The following is a 17,226-nucleotide window of genomic DNA, read 5'->3' on the forward strand; positions in this document are numbered from 1 at the left end:
TAATTTTTAATTAGTGGCATGACAAACTCTCAACCCTTGCTACACTTAACCTACTCTTTACCTGCCCTTGAATTGGTCTTAACCCGATGGGTCGGTATACATGTTTGCCGGAATACTTCTCGCTTGTTCTTCTTAATTTCAAACTCGCGAAGCTAATTTTCAATTCTCAATTTTCAATTTTCAATTATATCGGCATACTTCTTGCATGACAACCTAAAGGTTTATCCGCCGTAAAAGATATTCGAACAATAGAAAACAAAATAAAATGAAGAAATTGGTATACAGTAAAGCGATAAAGACTTTATGTCTGGGTATCATCTTGGGAACGAGTATGAACGGTATAGCCCAAACAGCCCCACCGGTCACGGAGAAACTGATTCCTTACGGGGATTTCAACAGTTGGATGGTCCGAATCATCGACGAATCATTCGTTATCGGCGGAAACACGAAAATCCTTTACGAGGTTGCCCCGGTAGATACCATTCGGGGTGCCGTTCCGTACAACAGTTCCCCCGTATCCCCTTGGCGTACATCCAACGTGATGGCAAAAGTCAGCGGTGTCACGAAATGCAGTATCTCCGTGTTCCCGGAGAAAAGAGGTGACGGACAATGCGTGCGCCTCGAAACACTCATGGAAAACTGCAAAGTGCTGGGACTCGTGAATATCACCGTGCTCGTGCCGGGTACCATTTACCTCGGGGAAATGCTGGAACCCATCAAGGATACCAAAAACCCACAAAGCAAATTGAACGCCGGAATCCCTTTCACGGAAACCCCGAAAGCGGTCGTACTCGATTATAAAATGTACATCCCGGAAACCGACCACCGGATCAAAGCCACGGGATTCAGTAAAATAGTGGACGTCCCCGGGCGTGACTCCGCCGAGATATACGTGATATTGCAAAAACGCTGGGAAGATGCCAACGGCAACGTGTTCGCCAAACGCGTCGGCACCGTGGTAGAACGTATTTCGGAAACAAACCCCGACTGGGTAAACAACCACAGGCTGGAAATCCTGTACGGCGACGCCACCGGACAACCGGGATACAAACCTTTCATGCAACTGATTCCCAAGGAACAATCCCTCTATTGCATCAACAGCAAAGGCAAATCCGTACCTATCGAGGAAGTAGGCTGGGGGGACGCTGACGACCAACCGACTCATCTCGTTTTCCGTATCTCCTCCAGCTACGGGGAAGCGTACATCGGCTCCGTCGGTAACAAATTCTGGGTAGACAACGTGCGATTGGCATACTAACCCCTACCCTTTCCCTACCCCTTCCTGCCCTCATGAACGTAGCATAAACGTATCATGAACGTAGCATAGTCGTAAATCTGCGTTCATGATGTGTTCATGCTATATTCATAATACCCTCTTAAGGTAGCGAATCCATAGCCCCAAGAGCGGGAAAAGAATAACTAACCGTTTCCACGACTTACCCGCCAAGCGAATAACAAAAACAGCATCCCCGCGAAAATAAAAGGAATACTCAACACCTGTCCCAAATCCAGTGACATCTGTTCCTCGAAAGACACTTGACGCTCTTTCAAAAATTCCAACAAAAAACGGGCACTGAATACCGTCACGAGCATCCATCCCCACAACATCCCCGGGTAACGCCTCAACCCCACCCGTCGATAAAGCAACATGTTTCCCCCGAAAATAGCCAAATACACCATCGCCTCGTACAACTGTGCCGGATGCCGGGGTACACCATCCACCCGTTCGAAAACAAAAGCCCAAGGCACACTCGTCCCGCTCCCGACAATCTCCGAGTTGACCAGATTTCCCAACCGTATAAAACAAGCCGCCAACGGCAACACCAAAGCAATCGCGTCCAACGTTCGAATAATCTTCTCCCCCGTTACCCGGGAATAAATCACCAACGCCACAATCCATCCCAGCGCTCCCCCGTGGCTCGCCATCCCCTCGTAGCCCGAAAACACGTAGCCTCCTCCCGGCAATTCCCTGACAGGCAAAAAGATCTCCAACGGATGTTTCCAGTAATAATCATACTCGTAAATCAAACAATGTCCTATCCTCGCCCCGAGAAACAAACCCACCAAACTCAACACCACCAACACCTGCAAATGTTCCCACGGCATCCCGTTCCTCTCGTACACCCGCTTCAATATCCACACGGACAACACTGTCCCCGCGATAAACAGCAGGCTGTAGTACATAATCGGCACCCCCAACACCTTAAAAGCCACCGGCTCAACATTCCAACGGATAAACATCATAACAAAACAGATAATCAACTCGAGCCAAAGGTACATAAAATAGTCAAATATCCCCCGTGTTCCCACGGTAATCCCAAGGTAATGCTACCTCATCCCGGTCACAGCACGGGTATTCCCCCGTTACAGCCCCCTTCCCCAAGGGCGCAACAAGCGCGAGCGAAGCGACTTGCAAGTAACGTGAGGTATTATTACCCTAGGAATACGGTATATTTTCCGTGAAATCAAGACACGATAAAAAATAACCTCACACGCACCCTGATTATTCGGCGGATTTTACTATCTTTGCCCAATTTTTAATCAATTCGTATAAAGATAAACTCTATGGCAATCTATTTGGACGATGTATCAAGAACTTTCGGAGAATATCTGCTTATTCCCGGTTTAACCACGAAACAGTGTATTCCTACCAATGTTTCATTGAAAACACCTTTGGTGAAGTATAAAAAAGGCGAAAAATCGGCTATCGAGCTGAATATTCCTTTTGTTTCCGCGATTATGCAGTCGGTTTCCGACTCGGGACTGGCGATAGCGCTTGCCCGTAACGGCGGATTGTCATTCATTTTCGGCTCGCAACCCATCGAATCGCAAGCCGAAATGGTTCGCAAGGTAAAGAAATTCAAAGCCGGATTCGTTACCAGCGACTCGAACATCACCCCGGAAGCCACCTTGGCTGACGTGCTGGCTCTCGTGAAACGGACGGGACACACCACCATGGGAGTGACTGACGACGGTACCCCGAACGGCAAATTGCTAGGATTGGTAACCAGCCGGGATTACCGCGGGGAGAAAGACCCGAAAGACCGGAAAGTAAAAGAGTTTATGACCCCGTTCTCCAAACTAACCGTGGGAGAAGTAGGTATGACTCTCAGCGAAGCGAACCAAATCATCTGGGATCACAAGTTGAATACATTGCCCATCATAGACAAAGACCAGAATCTGGCTTACTTCGTGTTCCGCAAAGACTACGATAGCCACAAGGATAACCCGAACGAACTGTTGAACATGACGGACAAGAAATTACTTGTCGGTGCGGGTATCAATTCACGGGATTACAAAGAGCGGGTTCCCGCCCTCGTGGAAGCAGGAGTAGACGTGTTGTGTATCGACTCGTCCGACGGATTCTCCGAGTGGCAAAAAGAAACTTTGCAATGGATCAAGGAAGAATACAACGGCAAAGTACTCGTGGGAGCCGGAAACGTAGTAGATCAAGCCGGATTCCGTTATCTGGTTGAAGCCGGAGCGGACTTTATCAAAGTAGGTATCGGTGGCGGTTCCATCTGTATCACCCGCGAGCAAAAAGGTATCGGACGCGGACAAGCGACTGCCGTTATCGACGTGGCAAAAGCCCGTGACAAGTATTTCGAGGATACCGGAATTTACGTGCCTATTTGCAGTGACGGTGGTCTGGTACACGATTACCACATGGTATTGGCTCTTGCCATGGGTGCCGACTTCTTGATGATGGGACGTTACTTTGCCCGTTTCGACGAGTCCCCCACCAAAAAATTAATGGTGGGAAACAACTACGTGAAAGAATACTGGGGCGAAGGTTCCAACCGCGCGCACAACTGGCAACGTTACGACATGGGCGGCAGCGAATCCTTGAAATTCGAGGAAGGAGTGGATAGCTACGTTCCCTACGCGGGAAAATTGAAAGATAATCTGGACGTAACCATCGGAAAGATCAAATCGACCATGTGCAGTTGCGGGGCAACCACTATCCCCGAATTGCAGAAAAACGCCAAGATCACGCTGGTTTCATCTACCAGTATCGTGGAAGGCGGCGCTCACGATGTAATCTTGAAAGATCACAATAGATAAAAAAACACGAGTTTATCAGGCAACATACTATAAACTCACACAAAAATACCCGTTGGAAAGATAAACAACGGGTATTTTTTTTGAACAGGAAATATGAACTCCAATTGCCGATTCAAAGGTATTGCTCTCTTTTATACATACATAACAATTTACTCAATGGAGTGAGTATTTTTACTCAATAATATATGAAATATCCTCTACTCTACAAACACCACTTAATATAATATCACCTATTTATTCTTCATCATATTCCAAGTATTTTACCATCTTGTAATTCTTCAGGAATAGACGGTTGGCAGGGTAACTCTGTTCTTCCTCCACCACAAATCCCAATTTCCGGAAAAAAGGATAAGCCGTGAGGCTCACGTCTGCAGTGATTGCCGATACTTTCAAGGCACGGGCTCTTCTCTCCATAAAACCGTACAGGGTTGAAGCGATACCTTGCCCTTGAAAATCTTTATGCACGAACATAGAATTCAAATATCCTTTTGCCGACAGCGCGGCAAATCCCAACACATGACCGTCCTCATCTTCTACCAGCAAAGTATAATAAAAATACACGATCTTCTCCCAACGTTCGTCATTTTCCCCGCAGGAAGCCCAGTCTGCCACTTCTTCTGCCGTGTAATCCTGTCTGTTCACTGACAGGACGGTTTCCCGGAATAACTGTTTCAAGGCAGGAATATCCCGGATAGTAGCTTTTCGTACACACTCTATCGCTCTCATATAGAACGAATTTAAGTATCAGTATTTCTGACAGGTGTTACAATAATAGATACTTCCTCCCATGTAATTTTCTTTCAATATCGTATCGCCACAACGAAGACAATGAGTCCCGACCGTATCTTTGGATAAATAAGAAATATATCCTCCCTTCCGGTCAAACAAATCTTTCTCCGAGCTACGACCACCTTTCTCAAGCATTTCACGCGTGGTATCTTTCACGTGATGATACAATTCTTCCCGCTGCCGCACGGATAGAGTAGCGATCTTCGTTTTCGGATGAACACGGGCATTGTACAGGATATCCTGTAACACCCCGTTTCCCAAACCGGGAATCATCTGATCCGTCGCCAGAAATGCTTTGGCGCTCTTGTTTTGCACGTCCCCGGCGTTAATCAATCCCAAGAAATACTCCTTGGTAAAAGCATCCGACATCACTTGCGGCTTTGTTCTGGCGCAACTGTAATAGGCGTTCAACCCGCCATCGAACGAGTCGCCCGCGAAACAAAGTATTCCCCCGTACATGCGTACGGAAACGATGATACAACTTTCATCCTCGAATCCCACGAGCAACTGGTGTTTGTCCGGCAATTTCGCCCCCGGTGCATAATAACGTAAATTCGCCCCATCCGTGAACACAAGTTTTACATCCCCCGCGTTTACCTGTACCATTCCCCCGTAAGCACATGACTCTCCCACGATTTTATCTTGCAACATTTCGGGATACTCGTCCGGGTTTCCACAAGAAAAAGTGAATTTATGCGGCGTGTGACGCACCAATACATAAGTAACACGCTTTCCTTTGATCGTTTCATTCAATTGCCTTGCCAAACAAACTGCTTCCGGTGCTTCTATCATATCATTCTGTTTTATTGTTTTATTTTCAAATATAGAATAAAAAAAATGAACCATAACATTCTTTTTATTACTTTCGTACACGATAAAAAAGAACTTATGAATTACAAAATCACTCACTATCCCAACAAACAGCGGTTTGAAATCGAAATCGGAGGCATGACAGCCTACGCGGAATATTATTTACACGACGGTAGTCTGGATATCATCCACACGTTTGTACCCCCGGCATTAGAGGGACAAGGCATAGCCGGGGCATTGACCGAAGCCGCCTATGAATACGCGAAAGCCAACGAGTTGAAACCCAAAGCGACTTGCTCTTACGCTGTCGTCTGGTTAAAAAGACACCCGGAATATCTTTGATTTTCATTTCGCCATGTACTGGCAGTATATATTAAACAACTCCTTCGGCATCTTCAATAAATGGGTGAACTTTATACGGCTATCCCCTTTCTCCACCCACGTGTCGAGAGGTACCTCGTGAATGATTTTGTCGTAGTCGGCATGCTCCTTCCGTACCCGCAAAATCAATTCCACGTCAAAGAGCCATTTGGAATTAAAACTATCTTTAAAAATCACGGGTACCAACTCGCTTTTAAACAATTTCGCCCCGCATTGGCTGTCATACACGGGAAGCTGATACAGCACGGAAACCAACGTGGCGAATCCCCGCCCCAAGTAATGACGATACGCTTTACGCTGCACGTTTGCCCCCAACCGTTTCAACCGGACTCCCATTACCATCTGTACCCCCTGCTTATACTCCATCTCTTCCGACAGCAAATGCAAATCCTCTAACGGGGTAGCCAAATCGGCATCCAAAAAGCCTATCGCCGCATACCGTCCCAACGAAGCCGCGTACAGCATGCCACTCCGCACGGCTTCCGCCTTTCCCCGGTTGTCGGCGTTATCCACCAGCAGGAACCGTTCCGGTTCCGAGGCTACAGCCCGGCGCAAAACCTCGGAAGTGTTATCCTTACTCCCGTCATTCACGAAACAGAAATCAAATCTCTCGTCGTGCCTCACGAAATCACGGAATTTGGATACTTCCAAACGTTGGGATTCGTTATAACAAGGTATTATAATACATATTTTTTTCATCGCGTCTCTTTTTATAATCGGATGTCGCCCCCTTTGGACAGTACATTCTGCAATTCCGAGGCTTCCCAATCGTGAGGATCAAGTTCCGTGGCTTTCTTCGCGTATTCCAACGCCGAAGCACGCCGCCCCTCTGTCAATTCGTACAATCCCCACAGCAACATCAACTCGCTATCCTCTTTCACGTCCTTCATTTGCAGTAACAATTCACGTGCTTCCGCCGACTTTTTCTGTTGCAAGAAAGCCCGTATCTCAATCTTCCGCAAAGTAACCTTATCCCGTCCCTGCTCGTGCAGCAAAGTTGTAACCTGTTCCAGCATTTTGTAGTTCTTCACCCGGCAATAACACTCTGCCAGTGAAAGCAATACCTTCTCGTCCGCTTTCTTTGCCCGCACCACCTTTTCGTATGTTTCGATAGCTTTCGCGTAACTCCGGTTACGTTTCAGAATATCACCACCTAACGCCAGAGCCTGATCGTTACGTCCGTTATAACGCAACGCTTTATTCACTTGATCGAGGGCTTCTTTATCCTTCCCTTCAGTGTAATAAATCAATCCTTTCAAATAATAGGACGAAGAAGCCACGTCATTCTGAGCCAACATACCATCGACAGCCTGATGCGCCGTGGCATAACGTCCCAACTCCAACGCGCTGAGAGCCTTTATATTCAACGCATCCATCAGTTGGGGCTGCCATTTCAACGCCTCCCCGGCACAACGTAAGGCATCCTCGTGTTTGTGCGCGCTGTAATACATTCTCGCCAACCGCATCCACATCTCCTCGTTCCACGGGTGGGCTTTCAAATAATCCTCCAGTTCCGTCTCGGCTTCCGCGTATTTCTTTTCCTTTTCCAACAATATCGCCCCGTAATCTTTTTTGGAAGTACGTTCCCCGATCACGCACATGGGCAAACCATCCACATCCACGGAATGAAGGAATCCCTCTTTCACGGGGAAAAGCCCGTTCTTCAACTGGTAACTATTGATATACACGTTACCGAATATCATATAATCCCAATCTTTACTATACTTGTCGTAATATCGGCTGTAAATCACCGTCACGTTCGTATCCTTCCGGAAATAGTGTTGCAAATTGGCACTGTGATTCGTGACGATCGTGACCGGACGTCCCTTGTAATCCACGTTCGCCTTAAACCAATCCACTCCTTTTTTCAAAGAATTATAATAGTAATCTGTTTCGTAATCACCATAAGCACCCTTCACCCCTCCTACCAGTTCGTTAAAATAGACGTAATCGTTCGGGTGGTTCACTGCCATATGCCGTGCCGGCAGGAAAAGCAAACCGATAAACCCGAACGCCGACACGAGTTTCAGGTATTTGGGAGCCACGGACAGCAACAATGTCCAGAAACGGGCAGCCAGCAACACCATGAACGGCATAACGAACAACAAATGCCGGATTCCGCCATATAAATTCGATTTCTGGTAAATCACCCAGAACACGGGAAACACCAGTGAAAACAGGATAAAGAAAGAAAGTAATGAAAACTCTTTCTTCCTCGAAACCATAAAAATAAAGTACCCGAAGAAACCGATCACCACCACCAGCGGCGACGCGATCATCAAGTATTTCGGGGCATAATGCACGGGCAACATATTGGACATCATCTGTTGTCCCTCGAATATGGTACGCAACCCGATATTATAATTCGTGAACTCCTTCAAAGAAAAGACCACGTTCGTGAAAGGACGAGCCATGGCAAAAGGCCACGTGACAATAGACAAGAAATAGCCGACAAACAACACGATCACGATAAGAAACAGGATATTCTCCACCTCTTTCCGGTATTTCAAGAACTTGTAAAATTCCTTGAAACCTACCCCAAGGATATAGAATAAACCTCCGTACATCACCAGATAAGGAAACAGGAGCAAACCTCCCGAACGAGTCCCCAATGCCAAAGCGATACCCAACACGGCACCAATGACGTGACGCAGTTTTATCACGGGATAACGATCGAACAACCGGACAAAATAAAATATAGCAACCAAATATCCCACGGCAAAAGGTATATCCTTCAAATTATTCATGCTATGCCCGAAAAAACGCGGCGAGAAGAAAAGCATCAACATGGACAGCAAACCGCATAACCCACCCCCGAAACGCAATCCCATCAGTCCGATAACGATAACCCCCAGCACCCCGACAAAGGCACATACCACGTGCCGCACGGCGTACACGTCATCCGCACCGATCACGTTTGCCACAACAGCCGCCACGACCTGCATCGAGTTTCCGTAAAGATGTAACGCCGTTTTCGGCTGATTTAGAGCCGCCTTATCCCCTTTCATGAAATAATCCAACACGTAACCGGAATGACGGTGGTCTACAAACTCATCGCCACTAATACCGTAATCTTTGCTCACGTAAGGCATATAGAAAAACACGAATATCCCGAAAAGCAACATCAGCATACGATAGACCATATCCCGTCGGGCACGATTACCGGAATCGAACAACGTGGTAAAAAAACGACCGGATACCAGAAATTGAAACGGTACCCGCCACAAATAGTTGACAGCCGGATTAGAAGTTGCGGTTGTTTCCTTCCAAGTGACCGTTGTCTCCAAACGACTGAATTTCACGTATGCTTTCTGCAAACTGTAACTTACCGCCCGCAACAGGTTATCGTCCAAATCCTGCCCGGCGTATGATCGCATGAACAAAGACTTCTGCCCGATCAATACCGGAGAATCCGTGATTACCCGATCCCCTCTCCACAATGCCACATCCATAAAACCGAACCATAATTTCCGTTTTTGTCCCGACACGTAATACAAATGCTCTTTCCGGCATGACTTACGATATGCCTGCACAAAAGTTGACAAAGTATTTACCGCCACCCGGTCAAGATCGACCAACATGACCTCGTCAGCATCCACGTTCTGAAGTGTCTTCAAGAACTCTTCATGACTACATCCCGACCTCAACAAAACAAAGTTACTCCGAAAGTCATTACCCGAATCCAAGGGGGATTCATGAAAATCTGTATTTCCGCTAAAACCAATCACTTGGATAGCTTTGTTCACGTTCTCTTCCACTATAATTTCTTTTACACAACAAGTTATATTATCTTCTAGCCTGATTGAATCTCTTCTAAGGGGATAAATATAATAAAAAACTTTATAGCAAACATCATTCTTAAAAAGTATTTAATATGCATATTTTTATCACCTTCCAAAAACATGACAAGCATCTAATACCTAGGCATTTCCGATATACCACCCATGTATAAGTATCTCTATTTCAATGCATCTTCAGATTAAAGACGTTTCAAAGACGTTCGTGAACGTCTTTGAAACGTCTTTGTATCGAAGGTGTAACGTCTTTGATCCCTTATTACATCGGAACTACATCGAATATTGTATTGGGATTCAACACAATAACATTTTAAGGGAATGACAAAAAACCGAGAAAGTTTACTTTCCGGTAAGAAAACAGCTTCCCGCAAGCCTCAGATTGCATCGTCATAAAGATAACATGACAAACCGGACAGAACGTTACAAGGATCAATTCTATATCCAAGCCTCATCTATGACAAATCGTGACGTTCTGTCAGTAATCATGTCATTAAATATTCCAATTTTCCGGCTGGCACACCGTTTGATAAAAGATTAATGTTCTTGAAACTATTCGAGGACAAAGAACGAAAAACAAGTATTGAAAATAATAACATTATAATATTAAACAATATGGGAAAGATAATTGGTATAGATTTGGGAACCACGAACTCTTGCGTTGCCGTAATGGAAGGTAACGAACCCGTGGTGATCCCTAACAGTGAGGGAAGGAGAACGACACCGTCTATCGTCGCTTTCGTTGACAATGGCGAAAGAAAAGTAGGTGACCCCGCAAAACGTCAGGCGATCACGAACCCGACGAGAACAATATATTCTATCAAACGGTTCATGGGTGAAACCTATGATCAAGTAGCAAAAGAAATTAACCGGGTAGCTTACAAAGTGGTACGCGGTGACAATAACACCCCGCGTGTCGAAATCGGTGACCGGAAATATTCTCCGCAAGAGATTTCCGCGATGATTCTTCAGAAAATGAAGAAAACCGCCGAGGACTATTTGGGACAGGAAGTTACGGAAGCGGTAATCACCGTACCCGCGTATTTCAATGACGCTCAACGTCAAGCCACAAAAGAAGCCGGAGAGATTGCCGGATTAACGGTTAAGCGTATTATCAACGAGCCGACGGCTGCCGCTTTGGCCTACGGGTTGGATAAACAAGACAAAGACATGAAAATCGCTGTCTTCGACTTGGGTGGTGGTACTTTCGATATTTCTATCCTTGAATTGGGTGACGGAGTATTTGAAGTAAAATCAACCGACGGTGATACTCACTTGGGTGGTGATGACTTCGACGACGTAATCATCAACTGGCTTGCAGACGAATTTAAGAAAGACGAAGGCGTGGATATCCGGAAAGACCCGATGGCTCACCAACGTCTGAAAGAAGCGGCAGAAAAAGCGAAAATAGAGTTGTCAAGTTCCACGTCAACGGAAATCAACTTGCCGTATATTTTCCCGGTAGACGGAATGCCCAAACACTTGGTAAGAACATTGACAAGAGCTCAATTCGAGCAACTGACTGACCAACTGGTGCAAAACACGATCGAACCATGTCGCCGTGCCTTGAAAAACGCTAACATCAGCGCTTCCGAGATTAGCGAAGTGATTTTGGTAGGTGGTTCTACCCGTATCCCGGCTGTCCAGAAAAAGGTACAGGAGTTCTTCGGCAAAGCCCCGTCAAAGGGTGTAAACCCGGACGAAGTGGTGGCAGTAGGTGCCGCTATCCAAGGTGGTGTATTGACCGGAGAGGTAAAAGACGTGCTGTTGCTTGACGTAACCCCGCTTTCTTTGGGTATCGAGACGTTAGGTGGCGTGATGACCAAATTGATCGAGTCCAACACGACCATTCCGACCAAGAAATCAGAGGTATTCTCAACGGCTGCCGATAACCAACCGTCAGTAGAGATCCACGTATTGCAGGGAGAGCGTCCCATGGCAAAAGACAACAAGACAATCGGACGTTTCCACTTGGACGGTCTACCACCAGCCCCGCGCGGTGTACCACAGATCGAGGTAAGTTTCGATATCGACGCCAACGGTATATTGAAAGTATCTGCCAAGGATAAAGCTACCGGAAAAGAACAATCTATCCGTATCGAAGCATCATCCGGTCTTTCGGACGCTGATATCAAGAGAATGAAAGACGAGGCTTCCGCTAATGCCGAAGCTGACCGGATTGAAAAGGAACGTATCGACACGATCAATAAAGCCGACAGTATGATCTTCCAAACCGAAAAGCAATTGAAAGAGTTTGGAGATAAATTGCCCGCGGACAAGAAACAACCGATTGAAGCCGCTTTGCAGAAACTGAAAGACGCTCACAAGGCTCAAGACGTTGCCGCAATCAACTCGTCAATCGATGAATTGAACAACGTGTTCCAAGCTGCATCACAAGAGATGTATAACGCCCAACAACAAGCCGGCGGACAACAACAAGGTGCACCTCACGCGGAACAACAACCGAACAATGGTGGTAAAGATCAAGAAGTAACCGACGTTGATTTCGAGGAAGTGAAATAAGAAAAAAGGGGCTGAAAAACAGTCCCTTTTTTAGTCCATAAAATTCGTAAGATTTATAAAGTCTATAAGGTAATAATGCCACTTTATAAACCTTACGAATTTTATGGACTATTTATTTAAGATATTTCGCTATCGTTTCTTTTAACAAGTTAGCTGATAATGGTTTTGTCAGATAATCATTACATCCGGCTTCCAATGCTTTCACCCGGTCGTCATCAAAAGCGAAAGCGGTTAAGGCTATGATTGGTACCTCTTTAGATTCCGCCCGAATCACACGGGTTGCAGCCAAACCATCCAGTACCGGCATTTTTATATCCATGAGGATAAGGTCGGGGTTTGATTGTTTGAATAAATCTATTGCTTCTTGCCCATCCCACGCGTGAACCAATGTATAAATTTTTCCGATAATAGCTTTCAATAAAAGGTAATTACTCTCAACATCTTCCGCGACCAGAATTGTTCTACCGGCACTTACGCTTTCTTTTGTTTCATTATTTTCCATATCGTTCATTCCTGTTTCGATTGCAATTTCTTGATAAGGAATTGTAAATTTAAAAATAGAACCTTTATCCCCTTCGGATTCGACAGATATATCTCCGCCCATTTTTTCAACCAGCATCTTACATATCGCCAATCCTAATCCCGAACCTCGGGCAAAGGTATTCAATTTTGTGAAACGATCAAAGATTGTGGTTACTTTTATCTTTCTACCGTTCAAGTGTAAAAACTTTATAAGAATATAGCAAAAAACTTTTGCAGAACATTCAATTTTTATACTTTTGCGCCATACTTAGCATGTGTGCTAAACGTGGAGTAATATTCATTCAAACTATAAATGTTTAATTAAAAATTCAAAATTATGGTCGGATTAATTTATCTGCTTATTGTCGTTTTGATGTTGGTTTCCATGTGGAAAATCTTCGAAAAAGCCGGCAGACAAGGTTGGGAAGGTATTATCCCTATTTACAACATTTACGTGATGCTTCAAATCATCAACAGACCGTGGTGGTGGCTTTTGATCATCATTTTCGTGCCGATTGCAAACCTCGTGTTTTCTATCATCATGTTACACGAGTTCCTTGCCAAATTCGGTAAAGGCGTCGGATTCACGATTGCAACCATTTTCTTCGGTTTCATCACGTTACCGATGTTGGCTTTCGGAGATGCCACGTTCAAAAATGAATAAATAAGTTTATAAAGTTCATAAGGTGCATGCATCTTATGAACTTTACTAACTGTTTGCCAGTTCTCGCAAAAAATCCCGTATAGTTTCTTGAATTTTCACCGGGTCTCCCGTGTAGTTATTCACGAATATGGTGAATGCCAATGTTTCTCCATTCCGTGTTGACAAATATCCGGCCAAGGCACGCACTCCAAACATAGAACCCGTTTTCGCTCTTAAATTACCGCCTAATACCGGATCGGCTGAATATACACGCAGCCCCCTGTCAATACCGCCTCGGGGTAAGGAAGCAAAAAAAGAATCTCCCAAATGACTTTTCGCCCATAATAGCAAATCCGTGATTACCTCTGCAGGCAAGGCATTGGACGGAGAAAGCCCGCAAGCATCCTTTATCGTGATTCCCGTTGAATCAATGCCGATAACACTTAATTCTTGTTTCACCGTAGTTTCAAAATCCGAAGGGTTTACCAGCGCACCCAATGCTTCGGCAAAGAGATTCACGCTATTTTTATTCGTGTAGAAAACGATTTCTTTTAGTAACGGAGATTCAACAGTAAACCATTCGCGACATTCGGTAGAAACACCTTTTTTCTTTTCCACGATAATGTTTTTCGCTTTCAATTCTTTCTCTATCTCTGCCCGAAAAACCGATGCCGGTTTATGCATAGCTCCTTTCACGGCAAAAGAAGAACGGTTGGCAGGTATAGTCCCTCGCGCCAACAGCACGGAAGCCTCCGGACCACCATATATCCACGCGTCATCCTGTTGCTTCACGGAGGCTAAAACCTCATTTTGTAATTTCACTCCCGGTACTGACGGGATGACAGATACGACACGGGTACGTGTTCCCGGTTTCCCGGATGCCAAAGTGACCGTGTACGCGTTATCCCGATAATTGAACGGGTGATACAAAGCCCCGTAGTAATTGGCAATATCTTCCCAAGGCCACGAACCCGGAATATAGGGTTGTTCCCCCTCGCCCTGAATAATAACGGCTCCTTCGATACGTCTTATACCCAGTCCGACGATCGAATCCACCAAACGTTTCGTAAAGACAGCATCTTTGAAATACTTCGAATCAAGACAGGGATCACCCCCGGCCTCTATAACGATATTTCCTTGAAGGAGCCCTTCTTTTATCTCTCCCGTGTAAAATACTTTAGTTTGATAGGTCAACGAGTCACCTTTCAACTTCAAAGCCAACGAGGTGGGCAATAGCTTCAACACGGAAGCCGGACGCAAAGCCATTCCGGGGTTATGTTCATACACGACTTCGCCGCCGGCGACATTCTTCACGCTCACGCCGATCGCCGCGTGTTTCAGTCCCTCCTGCTGCCACAAGGCTTGCAATTTATCGGGATTCTGCGCGATTCCTTGACCAAATGTCAACAAGAGAACAATAACGGTTCCCCAGAAGTTCATCATTCGGCAATGGATTTCAACACCTTGTTTACTTCTTCCTCCGTACTGTGTAATTTCTCTTTACAAAATTCGACAAGCACGGCTATCCGCTTTACTTTTTCTCGCAACTCGTCTACATCCAACTTATTTTCTTCCAAGAGTTTTACCAAGTTCTCAATCTCCTCCATCGCTGATTTATAGGTCAAATTCTCTTCCATAATAATTCCTTTATTTATCTATATCTTTAACTTCACTTCGTATCACACCCTTAAACAATTCCGTTTCCAGAATATCTCCATCCCGCACGAGAACACTGTCCCGCACGGCTTTCCCGTTTACACGGGTAATAGAGAATCCCTTCTCCAGTATATTTTTCGGATCGGCGTATTTCATCTTGGTTTCCGCCAGTTCCAGAAAATAACGGTTTGCTGTCAGTATCTCCGCGACTTTCACCCCGAATTGTGTTTTCAACCGTTCCAAATAATTCATTTGATTCCCCAGAAACAATTCCGAGGCATGATTGGCACGTCGGGAGCCCAGAATCAAACGGTTTTCCTGTCCCTCCAAAAATAAACGGGTGAACTGTTTTAATTCGGTAATCTTTACCACTTGCCGGGTTTTCTCGTCCTGCAACAATCGTTTAGCTCCCCGCATCAAACTCTCTTTGGCTATTTCCAAGCGTCCCTCCGCTTCATTGAATCGTTCGATCAGGAATGCTGCTGCCGCCGTGGGAGTCTTTACACTACGGTACGCCACCCGATCAACGATAGTTTCATCCCGTTCATGCCCGATGCCCGCGAGAACAGGAATCGGGAATTGTGCTACATTTGCCGCCAAGTCATACGAATCAAAACTTCCCAAATCCGTTTGAGAACCACCACCGCGAATAATAACCACCACGTCGAAAAGCGACTCGTACTCGTATATCCTTTCCAGAGCGGCAATCACCGATTCCGTTGTTTTCTCCCCTTGCATAACGGCAGGGAATAACTTGGTATGAAAGGCGTAACCGTACACGTTCCGATGCAATTGATCCGTGAAATCCCCGTACCCCGCCGCTGTCGGAGAGGATATCACGGCTATCGTTTTCGGAAGCATGGGTAACTCCAACTCCCGATTCATGTCAATCACTCCCTCTTGTGTCAAGCGGTCGATAATTTCTTTTCGCTTACGCTCCAAATCACCTACCGTGAAAGTAGGATCAATATTTTTTATATTCAGTGAATAGCCGTACAGCTCGTGAAAAACGATCTCCACGCTGACAAGGACTTTTATCCCTCTTTGCAGGGATTTGCCTGTCGTTGTTTCAAAATACGGTTTCAACATCCGATAGGTGAAAGCCCATATCGTTGCTCTTGCCGTGGCAATAACGGCATCATCCCCCACCCGCTTCTCCACGAGTTCTAGGTAACAATGCCCCGAACGGTTTTCTTTCACGTCCGCGATCTCGGCAATCACCAAGAAAGTATCCGGGAAACGGTTTTTCAACTCTTGTTTCACCAGACTGTTTAATTGATATAAACCGATAGGAGTCATTGAAATTTTAGATTTTAGATTGTCGATTTTAGATTTCTACCCGCTTATTTACGCTTCTTTTCTTCTAAATTAAATCTCACTCCATTGGTTCCAGCTCCAATTGATTCAGCTCATCAATATAAGATAACAATTCTACCCGTCCCAACTTGGTTTCGGCAGAAGTCATAAAGGTTATCGGCATACTCTCCCACGTGTCCTTCATCCCCTCGTGATATTTGGCGATGCAATTCATACGTTCCGTGGTGGATAATTTGTCTGCTTTCGTGAATACCATCACGAAAGGTACTCCGTTTTCTCCCAACCATTCCATAAATTCCAAATCGATTTTTAACGGTTCATGGCGGCTGTCTATCAACACGAATAGACAAACCATATTTTCCCGTTTCAAAATATAATTCTTGATCATGGCACTAAATTGCGATCTTTGTGTTTTTGATGTACGGGCATACCCGTATCCCGGTAAATCGACCAAATACCATTTGTCATCAATCAAAAAATGGTTTATTAACTGTGTCTTTCCGGGACTGGCGGATGTTTTGGCCAGTTTACTGTGGTTCGTCAGCATATTAATCAACGAGGATTTTCCCACGTTTGATCGCCCGATAAACGCGTACTCGTGTCTGTCAGGTTCCGGACATTTACTCACATCCGTGTTACTTGTCACAAATTTTGCACTGTAAACTTCCATAATGTCTTATTTAAAAATGAAGAAAATTGAAGATGTAGTTTATGTCTCTACATCTT

Annotated in this window: 15 protein-coding genes; 5 read left to right on the plus strand and 10 right to left on the minus strand. The window is 45.3% G+C overall.

From position 1 onward, the window contains the following. The first annotated feature begins 265 nt into the window (after positions 1–265). Positions 266–1,258, plus strand: a complete 993-nt coding sequence (locus ACK8P8_RS17225; RefSeq protein WP_410026106.1) for a PCMD domain-containing protein — start codon at positions 266–268, stop codon at positions 1,256–1,258. 161 nt (positions 1,259–1,419) lie between these two features. Here ACK8P8_RS17225 and lgt read toward each other — a convergent pair whose 3' ends face one another. Then, entirely contained in the window at positions 1,420–2,280 is an 861-nt protein-coding gene (lgt, locus tag ACK8P8_RS17230) for a prolipoprotein diacylglyceryl transferase (RefSeq protein WP_410026107.1), read from the minus strand. 285 nt (positions 2,281–2,565) lie between these two features. Between lgt and ACK8P8_RS17235 the strand changes: the two genes are divergently transcribed. Continuing rightward, complete coding sequence (locus tag ACK8P8_RS17235; RefSeq protein ID WP_099293223.1) at positions 2,566–4,065, plus strand: IMP dehydrogenase; 1,500 nt, start codon at positions 2,566–2,568, stop codon at positions 4,063–4,065. Positions 4,066–4,299: 234 nt separating this feature from the next. Here the strand turns inward: ACK8P8_RS17235 and ACK8P8_RS17240 are convergent, their stop codons facing one another. Together ACK8P8_RS17240 and ACK8P8_RS17245 are read right to left on the minus strand one after the other, a co-directional pair. Next, positions 4,300–4,791 (minus strand): GNAT family N-acetyltransferase, encoded by a 492-nt coding sequence (locus ACK8P8_RS17240; protein WP_410026108.1) that lies wholly within the window; start codon positions 4,789–4,791, stop codon positions 4,300–4,302. Between the two features lie 18 nt (positions 4,792–4,809). After that, entirely contained in the window at positions 4,810–5,646 is an 837-nt protein-coding gene (locus ACK8P8_RS17245) for an endonuclease VIII (protein WP_099293227.1), read from the minus strand. A 96-nt stretch (positions 5,647–5,742) separates the two neighbouring features. On the opposite strand from ACK8P8_RS17245, the gene ACK8P8_RS17250 reads away from it, so the two are divergent. Further along, positions 5,743–6,006, plus strand: a complete 264-nt coding sequence (locus ACK8P8_RS17250) for a GNAT family N-acetyltransferase (protein ID WP_099294667.1) — start codon at positions 5,743–5,745, stop codon at positions 6,004–6,006. Positions 6,007–6,009: 3 nt separating this feature from the next. Here the strand turns inward: ACK8P8_RS17250 and ACK8P8_RS17255 are convergent, their stop codons facing one another. Then, entirely contained in the window at positions 6,010–6,744 is a 735-nt protein-coding gene (locus tag ACK8P8_RS17255) for a dolichyl-phosphate beta-glucosyltransferase (RefSeq protein WP_292269284.1), read from the minus strand. An 11-nt stretch (positions 6,745–6,755) separates the two neighbouring features. After that, positions 6,756–9,803 carry a tetratricopeptide repeat protein gene (locus ACK8P8_RS17260; RefSeq protein ID WP_369858704.1) on the minus strand — a complete coding sequence of 1,016 codons (3,048 nt, stop codon included), beginning with the start codon at positions 9,801–9,803 and terminating at the stop codon, positions 6,756–6,758. A 651-nt stretch (positions 9,804–10,454) separates the two neighbouring features. On the opposite strand from ACK8P8_RS17260, the gene dnaK reads away from it, so the two are divergent. Further along, positions 10,455–12,362 carry a molecular chaperone DnaK gene (dnaK, locus tag ACK8P8_RS17265; RefSeq protein WP_186976571.1) on the plus strand — a complete coding sequence of 636 codons (1,908 nt, stop codon included), beginning with the start codon at positions 10,455–10,457 and terminating at the stop codon, positions 12,360–12,362. Between the two features lie 112 nt (positions 12,363–12,474). On the opposite strand, the gene ACK8P8_RS17270 is transcribed toward dnaK, so the two are convergent. Next, positions 12,475–13,080, minus strand: coding sequence for an ATP-binding response regulator (locus ACK8P8_RS17270; RefSeq protein ID WP_255469534.1), 606 nt, complete (start codon positions 13,078–13,080; stop codon positions 12,475–12,477). A 141-nt stretch (positions 13,081–13,221) separates the two neighbouring features. Here ACK8P8_RS17270 and ACK8P8_RS17275 point away from each other — a divergent pair, with 141 nt between their 5' ends. Continuing rightward, positions 13,222–13,548, plus strand: a complete 327-nt coding sequence (locus ACK8P8_RS17275) for a DUF5684 domain-containing protein (protein ID WP_186976569.1) — start codon at positions 13,222–13,224, stop codon at positions 13,546–13,548. A gap of 45 nt (positions 13,549–13,593) precedes the next feature. On the opposite strand, the gene dacB is transcribed toward ACK8P8_RS17275, so the two are convergent. The 4 genes from dacB to yihA all read right to left on the minus strand — a co-directional run bounded on the left by dacB (position 13,594) and on the right by yihA (position 17,170). Continuing rightward, entirely contained in the window at positions 13,594–14,970 is a 1,377-nt protein-coding gene (gene dacB, locus ACK8P8_RS17280; RefSeq protein ID WP_369858705.1) for a D-alanyl-D-alanine carboxypeptidase/D-alanyl-D-alanine endopeptidase, read from the minus strand. Continuing rightward, on the minus strand, positions 14,967–15,164 hold the full coding sequence (gene xseB / locus ACK8P8_RS17285) for an exodeoxyribonuclease VII small subunit (RefSeq protein WP_099293239.1): 198 nt from the start codon (positions 15,162–15,164) through the stop codon (positions 14,967–14,969). The genes dacB and xseB overlap by 4 nt, the downstream gene beginning before the upstream one ends. A gap of 10 nt (positions 15,165–15,174) precedes the next feature. Further along, a complete protein-coding gene (gene xseA, locus ACK8P8_RS17290; protein WP_369858706.1) occupies positions 15,175–16,482 on the minus strand; it encodes an exodeoxyribonuclease VII large subunit in 1,308 nt (435 codons plus the stop codon). Between the two features lie 76 nt (positions 16,483–16,558). Then, positions 16,559–17,170: a ribosome biogenesis GTP-binding protein YihA/YsxC gene (gene yihA / locus ACK8P8_RS17295; RefSeq protein ID WP_099293243.1), complete on the minus strand. Its 612-nt coding sequence runs from the start codon at positions 17,168–17,170 to the stop codon at positions 16,559–16,561. Positions 17,171–17,226 lie beyond the last annotated feature (56 nt).

It is taken from the genome of Butyricimonas muris, assembly GCF_046365375.1.
GTDB lineage: Bacteria > Bacteroidota > Bacteroidia > Bacteroidales > Marinifilaceae > Butyricimonas > Butyricimonas muris.